We start from the raw sequence: 16,855 nt of genomic DNA on the forward strand, positions 1-16,855 counted from the left end.
CCGCCAAAACTTCCCTACACGCTGAAGTAGTTCACCATTGAATTGCCCTTTCAGACCGTCGCTCCTGATCGGAGCGGGATGCTTTTTTCATATTCGATGCCTTTGAGGATTTAACCCATGCCTGACCACAGCATCGGCACCGCCCCGGGCGGGCAGATCCCCGTTTCACCCAACAATCCCTGCCCGTTTTTGCGCGCGCTGGTCGCCAATGGCTACGTCGGCGGCCACGACGTGCCGCTTGCGCAGCTCACCGAATTAATCGGCCTCGCAAGCGGCGAAACCGGCTCGGCCCAAAAAAATGTGCGGATGAAAACCTGGATGGTCGCCGTCATTGCGAACGGTCTCGGGCCGCTGCGCGTGTTGAAGAGCGCAACCACCGGCGCGGTTCTCGACGAACTGCGCGATGGCCCGCTCGACAAGCATGGCGGCGGCTCGCGCATTCTCGACGTCGATGCGAAGGTCCATGAAGACGAAATCGCCCGGCTCGCCGGCTTCGGCAAGGACCGCAAGGATCCTGCCGGCGGCATCGAGCGCGGCCTGACGGCGAAAGAGATCGACACCTTCATGAAGGCCAATATCAAGCGCGACGGCGATGCGGCGCACTGGTACTACCCCATGCTCATGAAAGGCGAATGGCCTGTGCTGCTGAAGATCCTCGGCAAGGGCGAAGGCGAGGAGCGTTACCTCAGCGTCGCCGAAGTCAGGACCCTGTTCGTCGAGAAGCGGCTGCCCGAGCGGATCACGGCACGGTTGCCGAAGCCTTCGGCTGGAAGATAACTGCCGAAGGCTGGTGCGTCCGACCACGCATTCGCTACGGCTTCGGCCCATAGCCCGGAACCCATTTTTCGTGCTGGGGCAAGTCGTCCTGAATCGTCCACCAGGGCGCGCGCGACGACGTAAATACGTGCAGGCGCGGCCGAACCTTGGGATCATCGTCGAACAGACCGGCGGGGATACTGACCGTCTCCAGATAACTTGCCTTGCCTGGAGTCAGACAGCCGCAGATCTTGCAACGATAGCGGAAACTGCCGGGCGCGGATTCATAGCGCACGGTCATGTCCTCGCCTGCCGAAAATCGGAACTTGTCAACTTCGACGTGAGCGTATGTTGCGAATGCCGCGCCGGTAAGCTTGCGGCAATTGGCACAATGGCAGTGTGTGATCGAGCGTACCTCATCGACTTCAAACCTGACGGCACCGCACAGGCAGCTTCCACGAATCATGACGGCATTCTCCAGACCCGAAGTACCGCCAGCGCGGTTCGCGTCCGATTGAACCGGATCAAATCACGGCAAGCAACTACTTGAACAGCGGCGTGCCCGGCACGAAGGCGTCGAACGCCGCCCAGAATTGCGAGCGGTAGCGATCCTGCTCCTGCAGGATCTCGTGCCTGGAGCCCGCGATCACCAGATGCGAGCCGGCGCGCAGATGGTAGGCGAATTCCTCGATCGCGGCCGTGGAAACAATGGTGTCGTTGCTGGCGGCCAGCATCAGGATCGGCTGGCGGATTTCGGACGGGTAGTTCATGCCACGAAAGGTATTCATCGCCCTGAACGCGGTATCGGCCCAAGCCACCGTCGGCGAGCCGATGCCCAGCGTCGGGTCTTCTTCCAGGATCGCGGCGTTGCGGGCGTAACGCACGGGATCGCTGGTGAAGGGGTTGTTGATGAAGGATTCCGTTCCGGTCAGCGCGTCGCTGCCGCCGGGCACGTAGCGGCCGCCCTGCCCCATCAGCCGCATGACCCGCAGCAACGCCCGCGACGGAAGCGCCGTCCTGCGCCCCGGCAGGTCGATCATCGGCGCCGTCAGCACCATGCGGTCGAACCAGCGCTTTCCCGCACGCGCCACCCGCAGCATGACCGCCCCGCCCATCGAATGCGCCAGCGCGAAATAGGGCGGCGGGCAATCCGGCAGCACCACCTGCTGCACGAAGGTTTCGACGTCGATTTCGAAATCGGAGAAGTCGCGGACATAGCCCTTGCGCGGATCGCGCAGGCGGCGCGAGGAATGCCCCTGGCCGCGCCAGTCGATCATCGCCACCGCAAAACCGCGATCGCGCAAGTCCCGCACCGTCTCGAAGTACTTTTCGATCGGCTCGCTGCGCCCGGTGAAGACGCAGACCGTGCCCTTGCGTCCCGCCGGCGGCGCCCAGCGCGCGAACCGCAATTCCGCGCCGTCGGGCGTCTTGATGGTGCCTGAGACGACGTCCTCCGGAACCGGATTGGCGGGGATAGAGACGAGCGTCATGAGGAGGAACCGGCCAGGTGAAAAGGGCTGGAATTCAAGGGTGGGAGCGTCGAAAAGGGCCCGTTTGGCCCCTCTTGAACGCCATTTCACCCCTCCCATATCATTTCTGTGCAGGCCGCTACCAGTGTTTCGGAACCGAAACATGAAGGCTGCACATGTGCGAAAGCCCGGCCCGATGGCGGGCGGGTAACTGAAACAGTCGCTCAATGGAGGACTACCATGCGTACCTACGATCTCACCCCGTTTTATCGTTCCACCGTCGGCTTCGACCGCTTCTTCAACCTGCTCGATCAGGCGACATCAGACGGCAGCCCCGGTTATCCCCCCTACAATATCGAGCGCACCGGTGAGAACGCCTACCGCATCAGCGTTGCGGTCTCCGGCTTCTCGCAAGGCGAGCTTTCGATCGTCGCGAAGGAAAACACGCTGACGATCAAGGGCGAGAAGTCAGCCAACGAGAACGGCAAGGACAATTCCGAGGTGCTCTACCGCGGCATTGCGGCGCGCGCCTTCGAGCGCATCTTCCAGCTTGCCGATTTCGTGCAGGTGAAGGACGCCTCGCTCGAGAACGGCCTGCTCCACGTCGATCTCGTCCGCGAGATCCCCGAGGCCAAGAAGCCGCGCAGCATTCCGATTAATTCCGGTGCGAAGGCCCCGCAGGTGGTCGACGCTTCGGTCGCCGCGTAACGCAGGTCAAGTCTTCGGCCGATATTGGCTGAATGCGAAAACGCCCCGGGAAAACCGGGGCGTTTTTTTTGCGCAATCCTGATCTGCAATTTTGCAGCGTTGTGCTCAGTCACGTCGCCGTGAGGTTGTGTAACGATGCCGCCGCTCTCCTCGAATTTCGAACTGGAGCGGGTGAGCCGCTTATCAAGCCGATCATGGAGCAGACCGATGAGCATTTTACGAACACTGACAATCGTGGCCGGCGTCCTCGCGGGATCGCTCGGCGTGCAAGCCGCGCCGGCGCTCGCCGCAGGCCCGCTCAAGGCGAAGAATGTCGTGCTGGTACACGGCGCGTGGGCCGACGGATCGAGCTGGGCGCAGGTGATTCCAAAGCTTCAGGCGGCGGGCCTTCACGTCACTGCCGTACAGAATCCACTGACCTCGCTGGCAGATTCCGTTGCCGAGACACGCCGCGTTTTGGCGCAACAGGACGGCCCGACGGTTTTGGTGGCGCATTCCTGGGGTGGCACCGTGATCAGCGAAGTAGGCACCGATCCGAAGGTCACCGGGCTAGTGTATGTCGCAGCGCGCGCGCCCGATGCCGGCGAGGATTTCGTCGCCCTTTCGCAGAAGTTTCCGGCAGGCCCCGCGCGAGCCGGCGTGCAGGAGCATGACGGCTTCACCAAATTATCCGAGGACGCCTTCCTGAAATATTTTGCCAACGGGGTCGACCCGACGACCGCGAAAGTCCTCTACGCCGTGCAGTGGCCGACCGCGGCTTCCATTTTCGCCGGCCGCACTACCGCTGCCGCCTGGCGCAGCAAGCCGAGTTGGTACGCAGTGTCGAAGCAGGACTACACCATCAATCCCGACCTTGAGCGGTTTCTCGCCAAGCGCATGAACGCGACGACGGTCGAACTGGACGCCGGCCATCTGTCGCTGGTGTCGCAGCCGGACAAGGTCGCCGACCTGATCCTGGCCGCCGCAGGCCAGCGCGAATAACCCGGCACAATGAAAACGCCCCGGAAAACCGGGGCGTTTTTGGTTGGTAGGTTCGTAGATCCTATGGGGTGGCAGGTGGTCAGGGGTAAGCTGAGTTTGCGAGCACCCAACCACCCGGAGGATCAACGATGCGCACTGATCACACTGACACACCCGCCGGCTGCGAGTATGGCACGGTTTACATTGCTTTCGAACTGAGCAAGGCGAAATGGCAGCTGGGCATAATGATGCCTGGCGGCGAGAAGATGAGCCGTTACCGGATTGATGGGGGCGACCTGGCGGCGCTGTCGGGTTTGCTGGTCAAGGCTCGGGCGAAAGCGGCGCAGGCGGGGAAGCCGGTTCGTATTCTGTCCTGCTATGAAGCGGGTCTCGACGGTCATTGGCTGCACCGCTGGCTGGCCGACAACGAGGTACTCAATTACGAGATCGATGCGTCGAGCATCGAGGTGAACCGGCGGGCCCGGCGTGCCAAGACCGATCGGATCGACCTGGCGCAGTTGATGCGCTCGTTTCTGGCGTACCTGCGGGGCGAACCGCGGGTTTGCAGCATGGTTCGGGTTCCCACGCCTGAGGATGAGGATCGCAAACGGCGTACGCGCGAGCGCGAGCGGCTGCTGAAGGAGCGCACCGGACACAGCAACCGGATCAAGGGGCTGCTGCATGGCCAGGGCATCCGCGATGTCATGCCCCTGAAGCCGGGCTTCTTGTCGGGTCTGGACGAGATGCGTACCGGCGATGGGCGCGTTCTGCCGCCACGGCTGAAGGATGAGATCCGCCGCGAGCATGAGCGGCTGGTATTGGTGCACACGCAGATCAGGGCGCTCGAGGCGGCGAATGCGGCCGCGCATCGGGCACCGGCAAAGGACTCGGTCGAGGCGAAGGCGGTTCAGCTTGCCCAACTCAAGGCGATCGGCCCGCACATCGCCCAGCTCCTGGCCAACGAGGTCTTCTACCGTGACTTTAAGAACCGGCGTCAGGTCGGCAGTTGCGTCGGACTGACCGACATGCCCTACGACAGCGGCGCCCGCCGTCGACAACAGGGCATCAGCAAGGCGGGCAATCGCCGGGCGCGAACGACCGCAATCGAGCTCGCCTGGCTGTGGCTGAGCCATCAGCCCGACAGCGAGCTGAGCCGCTGGTTCCGCGCGCGGGTTGGCAACCTCAAGGGCCGCATCCGCAAGATCGCCATCGTAGCGCTGGCGCGCAAGCTGATGGTGGCACTGTGGCGCTATCTGGAAACCGGCCTCGTGCCAACCGGCGCGGCGCTGCGCCCAAGCCTCTAACGAACGCCGGTGCGCCAATGACGGCCGACGTGACCCAGGACAGACGTGTGACCGAACCCGGGTTTGGGTCTTCGGATTCCGCTTTCGTAGATGGGTCCCGTCTCTTCTGGGCCTTACCTTCACCCGTGCATGAAAGATCAGGGTCCGGGTCACCACACCCGACCGGATACAAGTTGATGCGGTGTCTGCCGCATAACAACGTCACGGCCCAGTCCAGGATGTCGCGTCAACCCGCTCACCGCGCGCACCAAAACGTTCCGATCCGAAAGCTTCGCGCCAGCCTTGCCGCCGTCAAGGTCGCTACGCGCCGCCTCCGGCGGTGGCCTGCGGCCAACCTTGACCGCGGCCGCGCCTGGCGCAGCGATCAACCATCGGAACGAAACAGCCACTGCGAGCGCAGCGCGCTCCACGACAACGACCGGGAGCAACACATGCCCTGATCAATCATTCCCCTTGACAACCACAACCCCATACAAGCCCGGATGGAGCGCAGCGCAATCCGGGATAACTCTATCCGCTCGCAAGGTCCCCGGATTGCGCGGAGCCTGTCATCGGGCGCGCGTTCGCGCGACCCGTTGGCTCCTCCGGGCTACGCATTCATTCCAGCCCCTGCACCGTCGGCATGTCTTGGGTCGGCGCAATCTGCGGAGCGGGCTTTTCTGCAGCCGAGCCGGTTGTCACCGGAGCGGCTGCCGGCACCTCGGCCGGCTTCGGGGCCGGCACTGCTGCCTGTTTGATCGGTGCGGCAGCGGGTTTGGCGGCCAGCGGCTTTGCCTTCGGCACCGGCACGGTGCGGCTCGCAACGCGAGGGACTGGCCGTGATGGCGGCGCCGCCGCCTGAACATGGGCCGGCGCTTCGGCCTGTGGCGGCGGAGCGGCGGAGGGTCCGCCGAGAGCGCTCTGGTCTTCGTCGTAATTGTCGCCCATCCCGCGGGCCGGCACGAAGCGGATGATCCGGCCATTGCGCGCGTCGATTACCAGCCGGCCGCCTTCACCGCCGCGGTCGATCGCCGCAATCGTGTAGACGAAGCCGCGGAGCCTGGGGATGCCGAGCGGCAAGAATCCGTTGTCGCGCAGCACGGAATAGACTTCTGTCGACGGCAACAGGCCCGGGCCGGGGCCGTATCCGTATTGCGGCCCGGGAACCGGGCGCGGTGCCACCGCATAGGGGGCGTCGAAATCCGATGCCGCAGTGTAACGCCCGGGCACCTGCGCCTGCGCGCTGCCCGCCAGAAGGACCAGTCCCGCCGCCAAAGATCCCGTGAACAACTTCATCACCGAAAGCTCCTGTAAGCCCCGCAGCCGCCGGGCCTGAGCGGGAGCACTTCTGCGCTCACGCCTGCCGGCCCAGACTGGAATTTCATGGCGAAATCCGGCGGTCCTTGGGCCGGATCGGGGCACCGTTGCCGCAAACGCCCGCTGGCGGTTTTTTCCCGGCCGCCAAGCGCCGATTCGCACGCGGGCGAGGACTTTCACGTGCTTGTGTGATAGACAAAAATTTGGCATGGTCGAAGTTAGGACAGCATCACTGTCTCAATTGCGGGGCGGTCCCGGCACAGGGATTGCAACGAAACCGTGGCGCCACGAGCTCCAGGGCAGTGCAGGCAAGGCCGTTCCTCAGGGACGTTGAACGCCCAAGCCTGAATTTAAGAAATTGCGGCTCGCGGAGGACGAGCGGTGGCCCGGTGGGTGCCGCAAGCGTCCAAGGTGCGCCGACGATGCGGTGAGGCCCTTAGCCTTTTTTGAGAGGAATAAGATGAGCGGGTCGGAATTCGAGCGCGAAAACATCGTGGCAGAAGCACTGTCGGCGACCGCGGTTTCGAAACCGGCCGACACTTTGCTTGAAGATGTTCAGCGCGAACATGACTGGCGTCCGCCAGCCGTGGGACTCTACGACCTCGGCATGGAAAAGGATTCCTGCGGCGTCGGCTTCATCGCCAACATCAAGGGCAAGAAGTCACACCAGATCGTCTCCGACGCGATCAGCATTCTCTGCAACCTCGAGCATCGCGGCGCAGTCGGCGCCGATCCGCGCGCCGGCGACGGCGCCGGCATTCTCGTGCAGATCCCGCATGCGTTCTTCGCCCGCAAGACCGCAGCGCTCGGCTTCAAGCTGCCGGAGCCCGGCCAATACGCGATCGGCGCGCTGTTCATGCCAAAGGAGACGGCATGGCGAAAGGTGATCCAGAGCATCATCGCCGAACAGATCAAGGAAGAAGGCCTGGTTTTGCTCGGCTGGCGCGACGTGCCGTCCGACAACGCCTCGCTCGGCGTAACCGTCAAGCCGACCGAGCCCTATCATATGCAGGTGTTCATCGGCCGCAACGGCACGGCGAAGACCGAGGAAGAGTTCGAGCGCAGGCTCTACATCCTGCGCAAGTCGATCTCGCAGGCGATCTATCAGCGCCGCGACCGCGGCATGGCCGGCTATTATCCGGTCTCGCTGTCGTGCCGCACCGTGATCTACAAGGGCATGTTCCTCGCCGACCAGCTCGGCAAGTACTATCCCGACCTGCATGAAGAAGATTTCGAAAGCGCGCTGGCGCTGGTGCATCAGCGCTTCTCGACCAACACCTTCCCGACCTGGTCCCTGGCGCATCCATACCGGATGATCGCCCATAACGGCGAAATCAACACGCTGCGCGGCAACGTCAACTGGATGGCGGCGCGCCAGGCTTCCGTGCATTCGGAGCTCTACGGCAAGGACATCAGCCGGCTCTGGCCGATCTCCTATGAAGGCCAGAGCGACACCGCCTGCTTCGACAACGCGCTCGAATTCCTGGTGCAGGGCGGCTACTCGCTGCCGCACGCGGTGATGATGATGATACCGGAAGCGTGGGCCGGCAATCCGTTGATGGATGAGCAGCGCCGCGCCTTCTACGAATATCACGCCGCCCTGATGGAGCCGTGGGACGGCCCCGCCGCGATCGCCTTTACCGACGGCCGCCAGATCGGCGCAACACTAGACCGCAACGGGCTGCGCCCGGCGCGCTATCTCGTCACCAAGGACGACCGCATCGTGATGGCGTCCGAAATGGGCGTGCTGAAGATCCCCGAGGACCAGATCGTCACCAAGTGGCGGCTGCAGCCCGGCAAGATGCTGCTGGTCGACCTCGAACAGGGACGTCTCATTCCCGACGACGAGATCAAGGCGACGCTGGCCAAGAGCCATCCCTACAGCGACTGGCTGCATCGCACCCAGCTCGTGCTGGAGGAACTGCCCGACGCGCCCACCAAGGGCATCCGCTCGAACCTGCCGCTGCTCGACCGGCAGCAGGCGTTCGGCTATTCGCAGGAAGACGTCACCATCCTGATGACGCCGATGGCGGCCACCGGCGAAGAAGCCGCGGGCTCGATGGGCAACGACACCCCGATCTCGGCGCTGTCGGACCGGCCGAAGCCGCTCTTCACCTACTTCAAGCAGAACTTCGCGCAGGTCACCAACCCGCCGATCGATCCGATCCGCGAGGAGCTCGTCATGAGCCTCGTCTCGATCATCGGGCCGCGGCCGAACCTGTTCGACCTGCAGGGCATGGCCTCGACCAAGCGGCTCGAAGTGCGCCAGCCGATTCTGACGGATGCGGACCTGGAAAAGATCCGCTCGATCTCCGATGTCGCGGACACCCATTTCAAGTCGCGCACGCTCGACACCACCTTCCACGCCGGCTTCGGCGCGGCGGGGATGGAGCAGGTGCTTGACGAATTGTGCGCGCGCGCCGAGGGCGCGGTGCGCGAAGGCGTCAACATCATCATCCTGTCGGACCGCATGGCCGGCTCGGACCGGATTCCGATTCCCTCGCTGCTGGCCTGCGCCGCTGTGCATCATCATCTGATCCGCACGGGATTGCGCACCTCGGTCGGGATCGTCGTCGAGTCCGGCGAACCGCGCGAAGTGCATCATTTTGCGTGCCTGGCCGGTTACGGCGCCGAGGCGATCAACCCGTATCTGGCGTTCGAGACCATCATCGCGATGAAGGACCGCCTGCCGGGCGCGCTCGACGACTATGAGATCGTCAAGCGCTACATCAAGTCGATCGGCAAGGGCCTCTTGAAGGTGATGTCCAAGATGGGCATCTCGACCTACCAGTCCTATTGCGGCGCGCAGATTTTTGACGCCGTCGGGCTGAAGGCCGATTTCGTCGCGAAGTATTTCGCCGGCACCCATACCCGCATCGAAGGCGTGGGGCTTGCCGAGATCGCCGAGGAAACCGCGCGCCGCCATACGGACGCGTTCGGCGATGCGCAGGTCTACAAGACTGCGCTCGACGTCGGCGGCGAGTACGCTTACCGCACCCGCGGCGAGGAACATGCATGGACGGCCGAATCCGTCTCGACGCTGCAGCATGCCGTGCGCGGCAATTCGCAGGAGCGTTACCGCGCGTTCGCAAAAATCCTCAACGAGCAGTCCGAGCGGCTCTTGACGCTGCGCGGCCTGTTCCGGATCAAGACCGCCGAGGACGAGAAGCGCAAGCCGGTGAAGCTCGACCAAGTCGAGCCGGCCGCCGAGATCGTCAAGCGTTTCGCCACCGGTGCGATGAGCTTCGGCTCGATCTCGCGCGAGGCGCACACCACGCTCGCGATCGCTATGAACCGGATCGGCGGCAAGTCGAACACCGGCGAAGGCGGCGAAGAGGCCGATCGCTTCAAGCCGCTGCCGAACGGCGACAGCATGCGTTCGGCGATCAAGCAGGTCGCCTCGGGCCGTTTCGGCGTGACGACGGAATATCTCGTCAACTCCGACATGATGCAGATCAAGATGGCGCAGGGTGCCAAGCCCGGCGAAGGCGGCCAGTTGCCCGGCCACAAGGTCGACGCGACCATTGCGCGCGTGCGGCATTCGACGCCCGGCGTCGGTCTCATTTCGCCGCCGCCGCATCACGACATCTATTCGATCGAGGATCTGGCGCAGCTGATCTACGACCTCAAGAACGTCAATCCGGACGGCCAGGTCTCGGTCAAGCTGGTTTCCGAAATCGGCGTCGGCACGGTGGCCGCGGGCGTTGCGAAAGCGCGCGCCGACCACGTCACCATCGCAGGCTTCGAGGGCGGCACCGGCGCCTCCCCCCTCACCTCGATCAAGCACGCAGGTAGCCCGTGGGAAATCGGCCTTGCCGAAACCCATCAGACGCTGGTGCGCGAGCGGCTGCGCAGCCGCATCGTGGTCCAGGTCGACGGCGGCTTCCGCACCGGGCGCGACGTCGTGATCGGTGCGCTCCTGGGCGCCGACGAGTTCGGCTTTGCCACCGCGCCGCTGATCGCGGCCGGCTGCATCATGATGCGCAAGTGCCACCTCAACACCTGCCCGGTCGGCGTCGCGACGCAGGATCCGGTGCTGCGCAAGCGCTTCACCGGCCAGCCCGAGCACGTCATCAACTACTTCTTCTTCGTTGCCGAAGAGGTGCGCGAGATCATGGCGCAACTCGGTTACAGGAAGTTCGACGAGATGGTCGGCCAGACCCAGATGCTCGACCAATCCACTCTGGTGGCGCACTGGAAGGCCAAGGGCCTCGACTTCTCAAAGCTTTTCGTCCGCCAGAAGGAAGAAAAGGGCCAGAAGATCTATCACGCCGAGGCCCAGAACCATCATCTGGAGAAGGTGCTCGACCGCCGCCTGATCGAGAAGGCGCAGGCCGCGCTCGACCGCGGCGCGCCGGTCAGAATCGAGGAAGAGATCAACAACACCGACCGCTCGGCGGGTGCGATGCTGTCGGGTCAGGTCGCAAAGATCTACGGCCATGCCGGGCTGCCGCATGACAGCATCCATGTCAGCCTGAAGGGCACCGCGGGGCAGGCGTTCGGCGCGTGGCTGGCGCGCGGCGTCACTTTCGATCTCGAAGGCGAAGGCAACGACTATGTCGGCAAGGGCCTGTCCGGCGGCCGCATCATCGTCAAGCCGCCGAGGAATTCCGGCATCGTGCCGGAAGAGTCCATCATCGTCGGCAACACGGTGATGTACGGCGCGATCGAGGGCGAATGCTATTTCCGCGGCATCGCCGGCGAGCGCTTCGCGGTGCGTAACTCAGGTGCGGTCGCGGTCGTCGAAGGCGCCGGCGATCATTGCTGCGAGTACATGACCGGCGGCATCGTCGTGGTGCTGGGCAAGACCGGGCGCAACTTCGCGGCCGGCATGTCGGGCGGCGTCGCCTATGTGCTGGACGAGGCCGGCGACTTCGAAAAGCTCTGCAACCTCGCGATGGTCGAGCTCGAGCCGGTATTGTCGGAAGAGCTGATCAATGCGGGCACTTACAACCACTCCGGCGATCTCGAGGCGCATGGCCGGGTCGACGTGTTCGCCAATCTGCTGGAGTCCGATATCGAGCGGCTGCACATCCTGATCACGCGCCACGCCAAGCTGACCGGCTCGAAGAAAGCGGCCGAGATCCTCGCCGACTGGAAGACGTGGCTCCTGAAATTCCGCAAGGTGATGCCGGTGGAGTACCGCCGCGCACTGAAGGAATTGAAGGCGAACGCCGACGCCGAACCCAAAATCGCAATCGGGGCTTAGGGAATCGAGGCCTCATCCTTCGAGACGCGGCGCAACGCGCCGCCGCTCGGGATGAGGAGAAAAGACTGAACGTTCCTCATGGTGAGAAGGCGCGAGGCCGTCTCGAACCATAGGGCCAAGAAGATGCAAGGGCGTCAGGTTCAAATGGGCAAGATCACAGGTTTTCTCGAGATCGACCGGAATGAGCGCAAGTACTCACCGGTCGCCGAGCGTTTGAAGCATTATCGCGAATTCGTCATTCCCCTGAGCGAGAAGGACACCCGCGATCAGGCCGCGCGCTGCATGAATTGCGGCATCCCCTATTGCCACGGCACCGGTTCGGTGGCGCCGGGTACGCCGGGCTGCCCGGTCAACAACCAGATCCCAGACTTCAACGACCTCGTCTATCAGGGCAACTGGGAAGAAGCCTCGCGCAACCTGCACTCGACCAACAATTTCCCCGAGTTCACCGGCCGCATCTGCCCCGCCCCGTGCGAGGCATCCTGCACGCTCAACATCGACGACAACCCGGTCACCATCAAGACCATCGAATGCGCCATTGTGGATCGCGCCTGGGACAATGGCTGGCTGCAGCCGGAGATCGCGCCTGCCAGGACCGGCAAGAAGGTCGCGATCGTCGGCTCCGGCCCGGCGGGATTAGCGGCCGCGCAGCAGCTCGCGCGCGCCGGCCACGACGTCCATGTCTACGAAAAGTTCGCCAAGGCCGGCGGTTTGCTTCGTTATGGCATCCCCGACTTCAAGATGGAAAAGCACATCATCGACCGCCGCGTGGCGCAGATGGAAGCCGAGGGCGTGACGTTCCATTACGGCGTCCATGTCGGCGGCACTTCGCCGGGCTCTGTCGATCCGCGCGAGTTGCTCAACCAGTATGACGCGGTGGCATTGACCGGCGGCGCCGAAGCCGGCCGCGATCTGCCGATCCCCGGCCGCGACCTCGACGGCATCCACTTTGCGATGGATTTCCTGCCGCAACAAAATCGCCGCGTCTCCTCCGAGCCGCTCGGCGACGCCAAGGAGATTCTCGCCGAAGGCAAGCATGTCGTCGTGATCGGCGGCGGCGACACCGGTTCGGACTGCATCGGAACTTCATTCCGGCAGGGCGCAAAATCCGTCACGCAACTTGAAATCATGCCGGCGCCGCCCGAGCACGAGAACAAGGGCCTGACCTGGCCGAACTGGCCCTTGAAGATGCGGACTTCGTCGAGCCAGGCCGAAGGCGCCAAGCGCGAATTCGCGGTGCTGACGCAGAAATTCTCCGGCGTCGACGGCAAGGTGCAAAAGCTGCATTGCGTGCAGGTCGACGACAAGTTCAAGCCGATCGCCGGTACCGAATTCGAACTCGAGGCGCAGCTCGTGCTGCTCGCCATGGGTTTCGTGCATCCGGTGCACGAGGGCATGCTGAAGAACCTCGGCGTCGATCTCGACCAGCGCGGCAACGTCCGCGCCAACACCCATGACTACCAGACCTCGCTTCCCAACGTCTTCTCCGCCGGCGACATGCGCCGCGGCCAGTCGCTGGTGGTTTGGGCGATCCGCGAAGGCCGGCTGTGCGCGCGGGCGATCGATCAGTATCTGATGGGGACGACGACGCTGCCGCGGTAACGGCCGCCATCGCCGGGCTCACTCCCGGCGAACGGGAATCCCGGCGAAGATCGATGGAAGCGTGGGTCAGCCCACGTATGCCGCGATGTGTATGGACACCTCATCGTATTGCCCGCAACCTCGCCTGGTTCGGATCAGCGCTCACCGTTCCTCCGGTGCGCATTACTATCCGGAATCATAGGGAAAGGCGGCAATATGAGAACTCAGGGAACGGGCAATTCCGTTCGCCAGCGCATCACACGCGTATTGGCGGCCGGCGCTCTGCTATTCATGTACGCATTCGGCATGATTGCCACGACCGGCGCCTTTGTTGCAGCGGGCGTATCTCCGGCCTTCGCGCAACGCGGCCGGGGGCGAGGCCGGGGCGGCGGCTGGGGCCGAGGTCGAGGTGACGGTGTCGGCGCAGCAATCGGGATCGGGGTCGGCGCGGCCATCATCGGCGGCGCGATTGCGGCGAGCGCCGCCGAGCAGCAGCGGCGCGATGCCGTCAGCTATTGCATGCAGCGCTATCGTTCGTTCGATCCCGAGAGCATGACCTATCTCGGCCGCGACGGCCTCCGCCGTTCCTGCCCGTAGAAGACGACTGTCTGTCAGGATATTTCAGGACCCCGGCCGAAGTGCCGGGGTTTTTGTTTGCATTCGCCGAAAGCCATCACAAGTGCGAGCGTGAATTCGCGGTGCTGACGCAAAAATTCTCCGGCGAGAACGGCAAGGTGCAAAAGCTGCACTGCGTCCGGGTCGACGACAAGTTCAAACCAATCGCGGGCACCGAATTCGCACTCGACGCGCAGCTCGTGCTGCTCGCCATGGGCTTCGTGCATCCCGTGCACGAGGGCATGCTGAAGACGCTCGGCGTCGATTTCGACCAGCGCGGTAACGCCCGTGCCCGATTTTTCGAATTTCGCAGCGCACCACAAAGCGCTGCAATGCCGTTGTACGCCCAGCACAAGAATCCCGACGGCAGCCGAAATGTGCTGCGTCCCGTCTCTGGGCCTATGGTTTCGTGTATATTGAGCTACGATTCTACCAACGTAGAAATCTAGCTTGAATTCTTCACATGCCTGAAATTTTGCAGCGGCCTAATTTTTATAGATATCTGCGCGAGGCTGGCTCGTTGGACGATTATCTGCGCGAGCAGATGAGGGATCGCCTTGCCCGTCGAAGATCAGGGATGCTCGATGAACGGAACGTTCAGAGCTATCAACACGGTAACCGTTGGGCTCTTGAAGCGTCAGTCGCCGGCGAGTCGGAAATGCGCTCCATGGCCGCAGAATCAACCCTCCATACCATCGATATCATCAACCACGAAACCGCGATTATCGAATCGTACATAGAGACGATAGTTGAACAATTCCACTCCTCGCTGATGGAACATCTCTTTCAAACAGCGGAAGAGGCCGCGAGATCCACTGGAAACAAGATCAGCCGAAATGAACATGGTGGTAACATTCCGGCTGGGTTTCTTGCAATGCTTGAAAAGATCGAGTTTGGCGTAGATCGTCACGGACGCGCGACACGACCGACAATGTATGTTCCCGCTGCCGAAAAAAACTTCCTTGAAGCCCTCGAGAGCCAACCTGCTGAATATCACCTCAAGGTGGAAATGCTCTCAATAGAAAAGGAGAATAAGGCGATTGCGCTGGAGGCAGAACGCATTTCCAAATTCCGCTGGCGACGACAATAGATGCGGGTACTACTCTCAATCGGATGCGACGATTATTTGCACGCTTCGAAGCTAAATGGAGCGGTTAAAGATGCTAGATCAGTCTTCTCGGCATTAGTTGGAGATCAAGAACATCAGTATGATGAAAAGCGATCAAAATTACTCATCTCTCCGAACGCCGAGCAATTCCGGAGCGCTCTTTCAGAGTTACTCTATAGCAATTCAAGTATCACCGTATTTACCCTATTCTTTGCAGGGCATGCCACGGTATTCGACGAGACTCTCTACCTAGCTCTTAACGATACCCTCCCTGATCGAATTCCTGCTACAGCCGTTGGCTTTCCAGAAATCTTAAGAACAACAGCCGGCGCACGGCCGAAGCAGGCGAACTTTGTTCTTGACGCATGCAATGCAGCGGGTCTCGCCTTCGACATCGGATCGATACTGAAGCGCACCATCGTTGGCAATTCTGATACCATGGGTATCTCGTTTATTGCATCATCGGCTGCAGAGCAGTCAGCCAGCGAGTCCAGCGAAGGAGGAAAATTTACGCTCGAGTTTGCCAAGACCTTAAGTGGAGAGCGGTTTGTACAACAGATGAGGCCATTTCTCAGTCTAGCGGAGATCGCTCAGCAAATCCAAGCGGACGCCTCTCTCGGAAATCAAGCCATCTCTTACTGGACGCTCAATCTTCAAGGACCGAATCTCTTTGCTAGAAACCTGCATTTCTCTGGCCCTGCTTATGCAACGGACACAATCGTCTCGCAGCTTCAGAAGCAGAAAATCACTACCGGCGAGAGAGCTGCAGAATTCAAATCAGCTGTAGTTAAGCTAGCAGGCGGGGTGAACGAAAGAGCGCTTTCGAAGACTCTAGAAGGAGTCTTTTCAGAAATTGATCCTGACCAGCGATCTTCCCTTATCTACGGTCTCGCCGAAGGACTAAAGATCGAGCTGGCAGGAGCCAACGATCCTTTCTTAGAGGCCCGCGTTCTTGCCGTTTTATTTGGGCAAATCTTGGGATTTCCTCCATCACTCGCACGAACGGCCGCAATGGATGGCATGATTGAGTGGTACGTAAGCGCAAGTCGGCAAGCACTTCATAAACTCAATGAATCCTTGAGCACCGATAGAAATGCGCTGCTTGTTGAGGGTTTTTCTGATTTATATGAATTGCCAATTCGAATATCAGACGTATTCGGACAATGTGCGCTCCTCTTCTTCAGTCAGCGAGATATATCAGAGAGCGACACAACGCTCATTTCAACCGTAATACAACGAGCGCTCGACCGTTACGGAAATTCGGTCCTGGCACTAGCTGATGATCAAGCTACAGGCTATTTGCTGTTCTTAGAGGTATGCCGCCGTACGCACTGGTCTGAGTTCAGTGATGAGGTCTTGGGACGCCTCTATCACGATCTCCACAAAAATTTTGCCCGATGCGGAGCTTATTCTTTGAACGCCAAGGGGCAGTACGACTTGTTGAAGGAACGATATCAAGTCTCTCCGTCAATCACTCGAGGCCTTTACAGTTTTCCTTCCGACCTAACCACGGTAATCCTCAGTTTTGCAGCGCTTGGCTCATTGGATGAATTTATTGATTTTACGTTGATCGAAATTGACCATACGACCATCAACTATTTCGTCCCGGACAAATTCGATCGATTTGGGCTGGCGGACGGATTACAAGGAGCAAACTATACACTGACTCTCGGTCGCGACTTCTGGCGATGCATTGACCTCCGCCGCATTCTACGGAGCGATATTCTTCCTAAGTATCATTCTTCTGCGTCCGCGATGACCTGGGAGGAGAATTTCTGCTCTCTAGTGGCGGCATTGGCTCTAAGGGATCGGCTTCCTTGGCACATAGTGAAGCTAAACGAGTGAGGAG

11 protein-coding genes and 2 pseudogenes are annotated in these 16,855 nt (G+C 61.6%); 10 read left to right on the forward strand and 3 right to left on the reverse strand.

The genetic code is table 11. The annotated features are described in order from the left end of the window. Positions 1-117 precede the first annotated feature (117 nt). Positions 118-765: pseudogene (locus V1294_RS36070) on the forward strand (di-heme-cytochrome C peroxidase); the annotation flags it as partial. A gap of 46 nt (positions 766-811) precedes the next feature. Here V1294_RS36070 and V1294_RS36075 read toward each other — a convergent pair. Together V1294_RS36075 and V1294_RS36080 are read right to left on the reverse strand one after the other, a co-directional pair. Then, positions 812-1,222: a GFA family protein gene (locus tag V1294_RS36075; protein ID WP_334503977.1), complete on the reverse strand. Its 411-nt coding sequence runs from the start codon at positions 1,220-1,222 to the stop codon at positions 812-814. A 76-nt stretch (positions 1,223-1,298) separates the two neighbouring features. Continuing rightward, positions 1,299-2,246 (reverse strand): alpha/beta hydrolase, encoded by a 948-nt coding sequence (locus V1294_RS36080; protein WP_334503979.1) that lies wholly within the window; start codon positions 2,244-2,246, stop codon positions 1,299-1,301. A 219-nt stretch (positions 2,247-2,465) separates the two neighbouring features. On the opposite strand from V1294_RS36080, the gene V1294_RS36085 reads away from it, so the two are divergent. The 3 genes from V1294_RS36085 to V1294_RS36095 all read left to right on the forward strand — a co-directional run bounded on the left by V1294_RS36085 (position 2,466) and on the right by V1294_RS36095 (position 5,197). After that, complete coding sequence (locus V1294_RS36085; RefSeq protein ID WP_108521067.1) at positions 2,466-2,933, forward strand: Hsp20 family protein; 468 nt, start codon at positions 2,466-2,468, stop codon at positions 2,931-2,933. Between the two features lie 207 nt (positions 2,934-3,140). Beyond that, positions 3,141-3,914 (forward strand): alpha/beta fold hydrolase, encoded by a 774-nt coding sequence (locus tag V1294_RS36090; RefSeq protein WP_334503981.1) that lies wholly within the window; start codon positions 3,141-3,143, stop codon positions 3,912-3,914. 128 nt (positions 3,915-4,042) lie between these two features. Further along, entirely contained in the window at positions 4,043-5,197 is a 1,155-nt protein-coding gene (locus V1294_RS36095) for an IS110 family transposase (RefSeq protein WP_334495995.1), read from the forward strand. Between the two features lie 597 nt (positions 5,198-5,794). Here V1294_RS36095 and V1294_RS36100 read toward each other — a convergent pair. Next, entirely contained in the window at positions 5,795-6,472 is a 678-nt protein-coding gene (locus V1294_RS36100; protein WP_334503983.1) for a hypothetical protein, read from the reverse strand. 481 nt (positions 6,473-6,953) lie between these two features. On the opposite strand from V1294_RS36100, the gene gltB reads away from it, so the two are divergent. The 6 genes and pseudogenes from gltB (at position 6,954) to V1294_RS36130 (ending at position 16,851) form a co-directional block, all read left to right on the forward strand. Beyond that, on the forward strand, positions 6,954-11,702 hold the full coding sequence (gene gltB, locus V1294_RS36105; protein WP_334485497.1) for a glutamate synthase large subunit: 4,749 nt from the start codon (positions 6,954-6,956) through the stop codon (positions 11,700-11,702). Between the two features lie 144 nt (positions 11,703-11,846). After that, the gene (locus V1294_RS36110) at positions 11,847-13,304 is read left to right on the forward strand and encodes a glutamate synthase subunit beta (RefSeq protein ID WP_334485499.1); all 1,458 of its coding nucleotides are present in this window, start codon (positions 11,847-11,849) and stop codon (positions 13,302-13,304) included. Positions 13,305-13,499: 195 nt separating this feature from the next. Next, positions 13,500-13,880 carry a BA14K family protein gene (locus tag V1294_RS36115; RefSeq protein WP_334485501.1) on the forward strand — a complete coding sequence of 127 codons (381 nt, stop codon included), beginning with the start codon at positions 13,500-13,502 and terminating at the stop codon, positions 13,878-13,880. A gap of 89 nt (positions 13,881-13,969) precedes the next feature. Next, positions 13,970-14,215 (forward strand): annotated as a pseudogene (gene gltD, locus V1294_RS36120) (glutamate synthase); the annotation flags it as partial. A gap of 146 nt (positions 14,216-14,361) precedes the next feature. Beyond that, positions 14,362-14,988: a hypothetical protein gene (locus tag V1294_RS36125; RefSeq protein ID WP_334503985.1), complete on the forward strand. Its 627-nt coding sequence runs from the start codon at positions 14,362-14,364 to the stop codon at positions 14,986-14,988. Next, positions 14,989-16,851 (forward strand): caspase family protein, encoded by a 1,863-nt coding sequence (locus V1294_RS36130; protein ID WP_334503986.1) that lies wholly within the window; start codon positions 14,989-14,991, stop codon positions 16,849-16,851. The last annotated feature ends 4 nt before the right edge of the window (positions 16,852-16,855 follow it).

The sequence above is a fragment of the Bradyrhizobium sp. AZCC 1678 genome (genome assembly GCF_036924765.1).
In the GTDB taxonomy this organism is placed as follows: domain Bacteria; phylum Pseudomonadota; class Alphaproteobacteria; order Rhizobiales; family Xanthobacteraceae; genus Bradyrhizobium; species Bradyrhizobium algeriense.

Coding starts and splice junctions, on each gene's coding strand:
- V1294_RS36075 (WP_334503977.1), bottom strand. CDS start 1,222: ATGATTCGTGGAAGCTGCCTGTGCGGTGCCGTCAGGTTTGAAGTCGAT.
- V1294_RS36080 (WP_334503979.1), bottom strand. CDS start 2,246: ATGACGCTCGTCTCTATCCCCGCCAATCCGGTTCCGGAGGACGTCGTC.
- V1294_RS36085 (WP_108521067.1), top strand. CDS start 2,466: ATGCGTACCTACGATCTCACCCCGTTTTATCGTTCCACCGTCGGCTTC.
- V1294_RS36090 (WP_334503981.1), top strand. CDS start 3,141: ATGAGCATTTTACGAACACTGACAATCGTGGCCGGCGTCCTCGCGGGA.
- V1294_RS36095 (WP_334495995.1), top strand. CDS start 4,043: ATGCGCACTGATCACACTGACACACCCGCCGGCTGCGAGTATGGCACG.
- V1294_RS36100 (WP_334503983.1), bottom strand. CDS start 6,472: ATGAAGTTGTTCACGGGATCTTTGGCGGCGGGACTGGTCCTTCTGGCG.
- gltB (WP_334485497.1), top strand. CDS start 6,954: ATGAGCGGGTCGGAATTCGAGCGCGAAAACATCGTGGCAGAAGCACTG.
- V1294_RS36110 (WP_334485499.1), top strand. CDS start 11,847: ATGGGCAAGATCACAGGTTTTCTCGAGATCGACCGGAATGAGCGCAAG.
- V1294_RS36115 (WP_334485501.1), top strand. CDS start 13,500: ATGAGAACTCAGGGAACGGGCAATTCCGTTCGCCAGCGCATCACACGC.
- V1294_RS36125 (WP_334503985.1), top strand. CDS start 14,362: ATGCCTGAAATTTTGCAGCGGCCTAATTTTTATAGATATCTGCGCGAG.
- V1294_RS36130 (WP_334503986.1), top strand. CDS start 14,989: ATGCGGGTACTACTCTCAATCGGATGCGACGATTATTTGCACGCTTCG.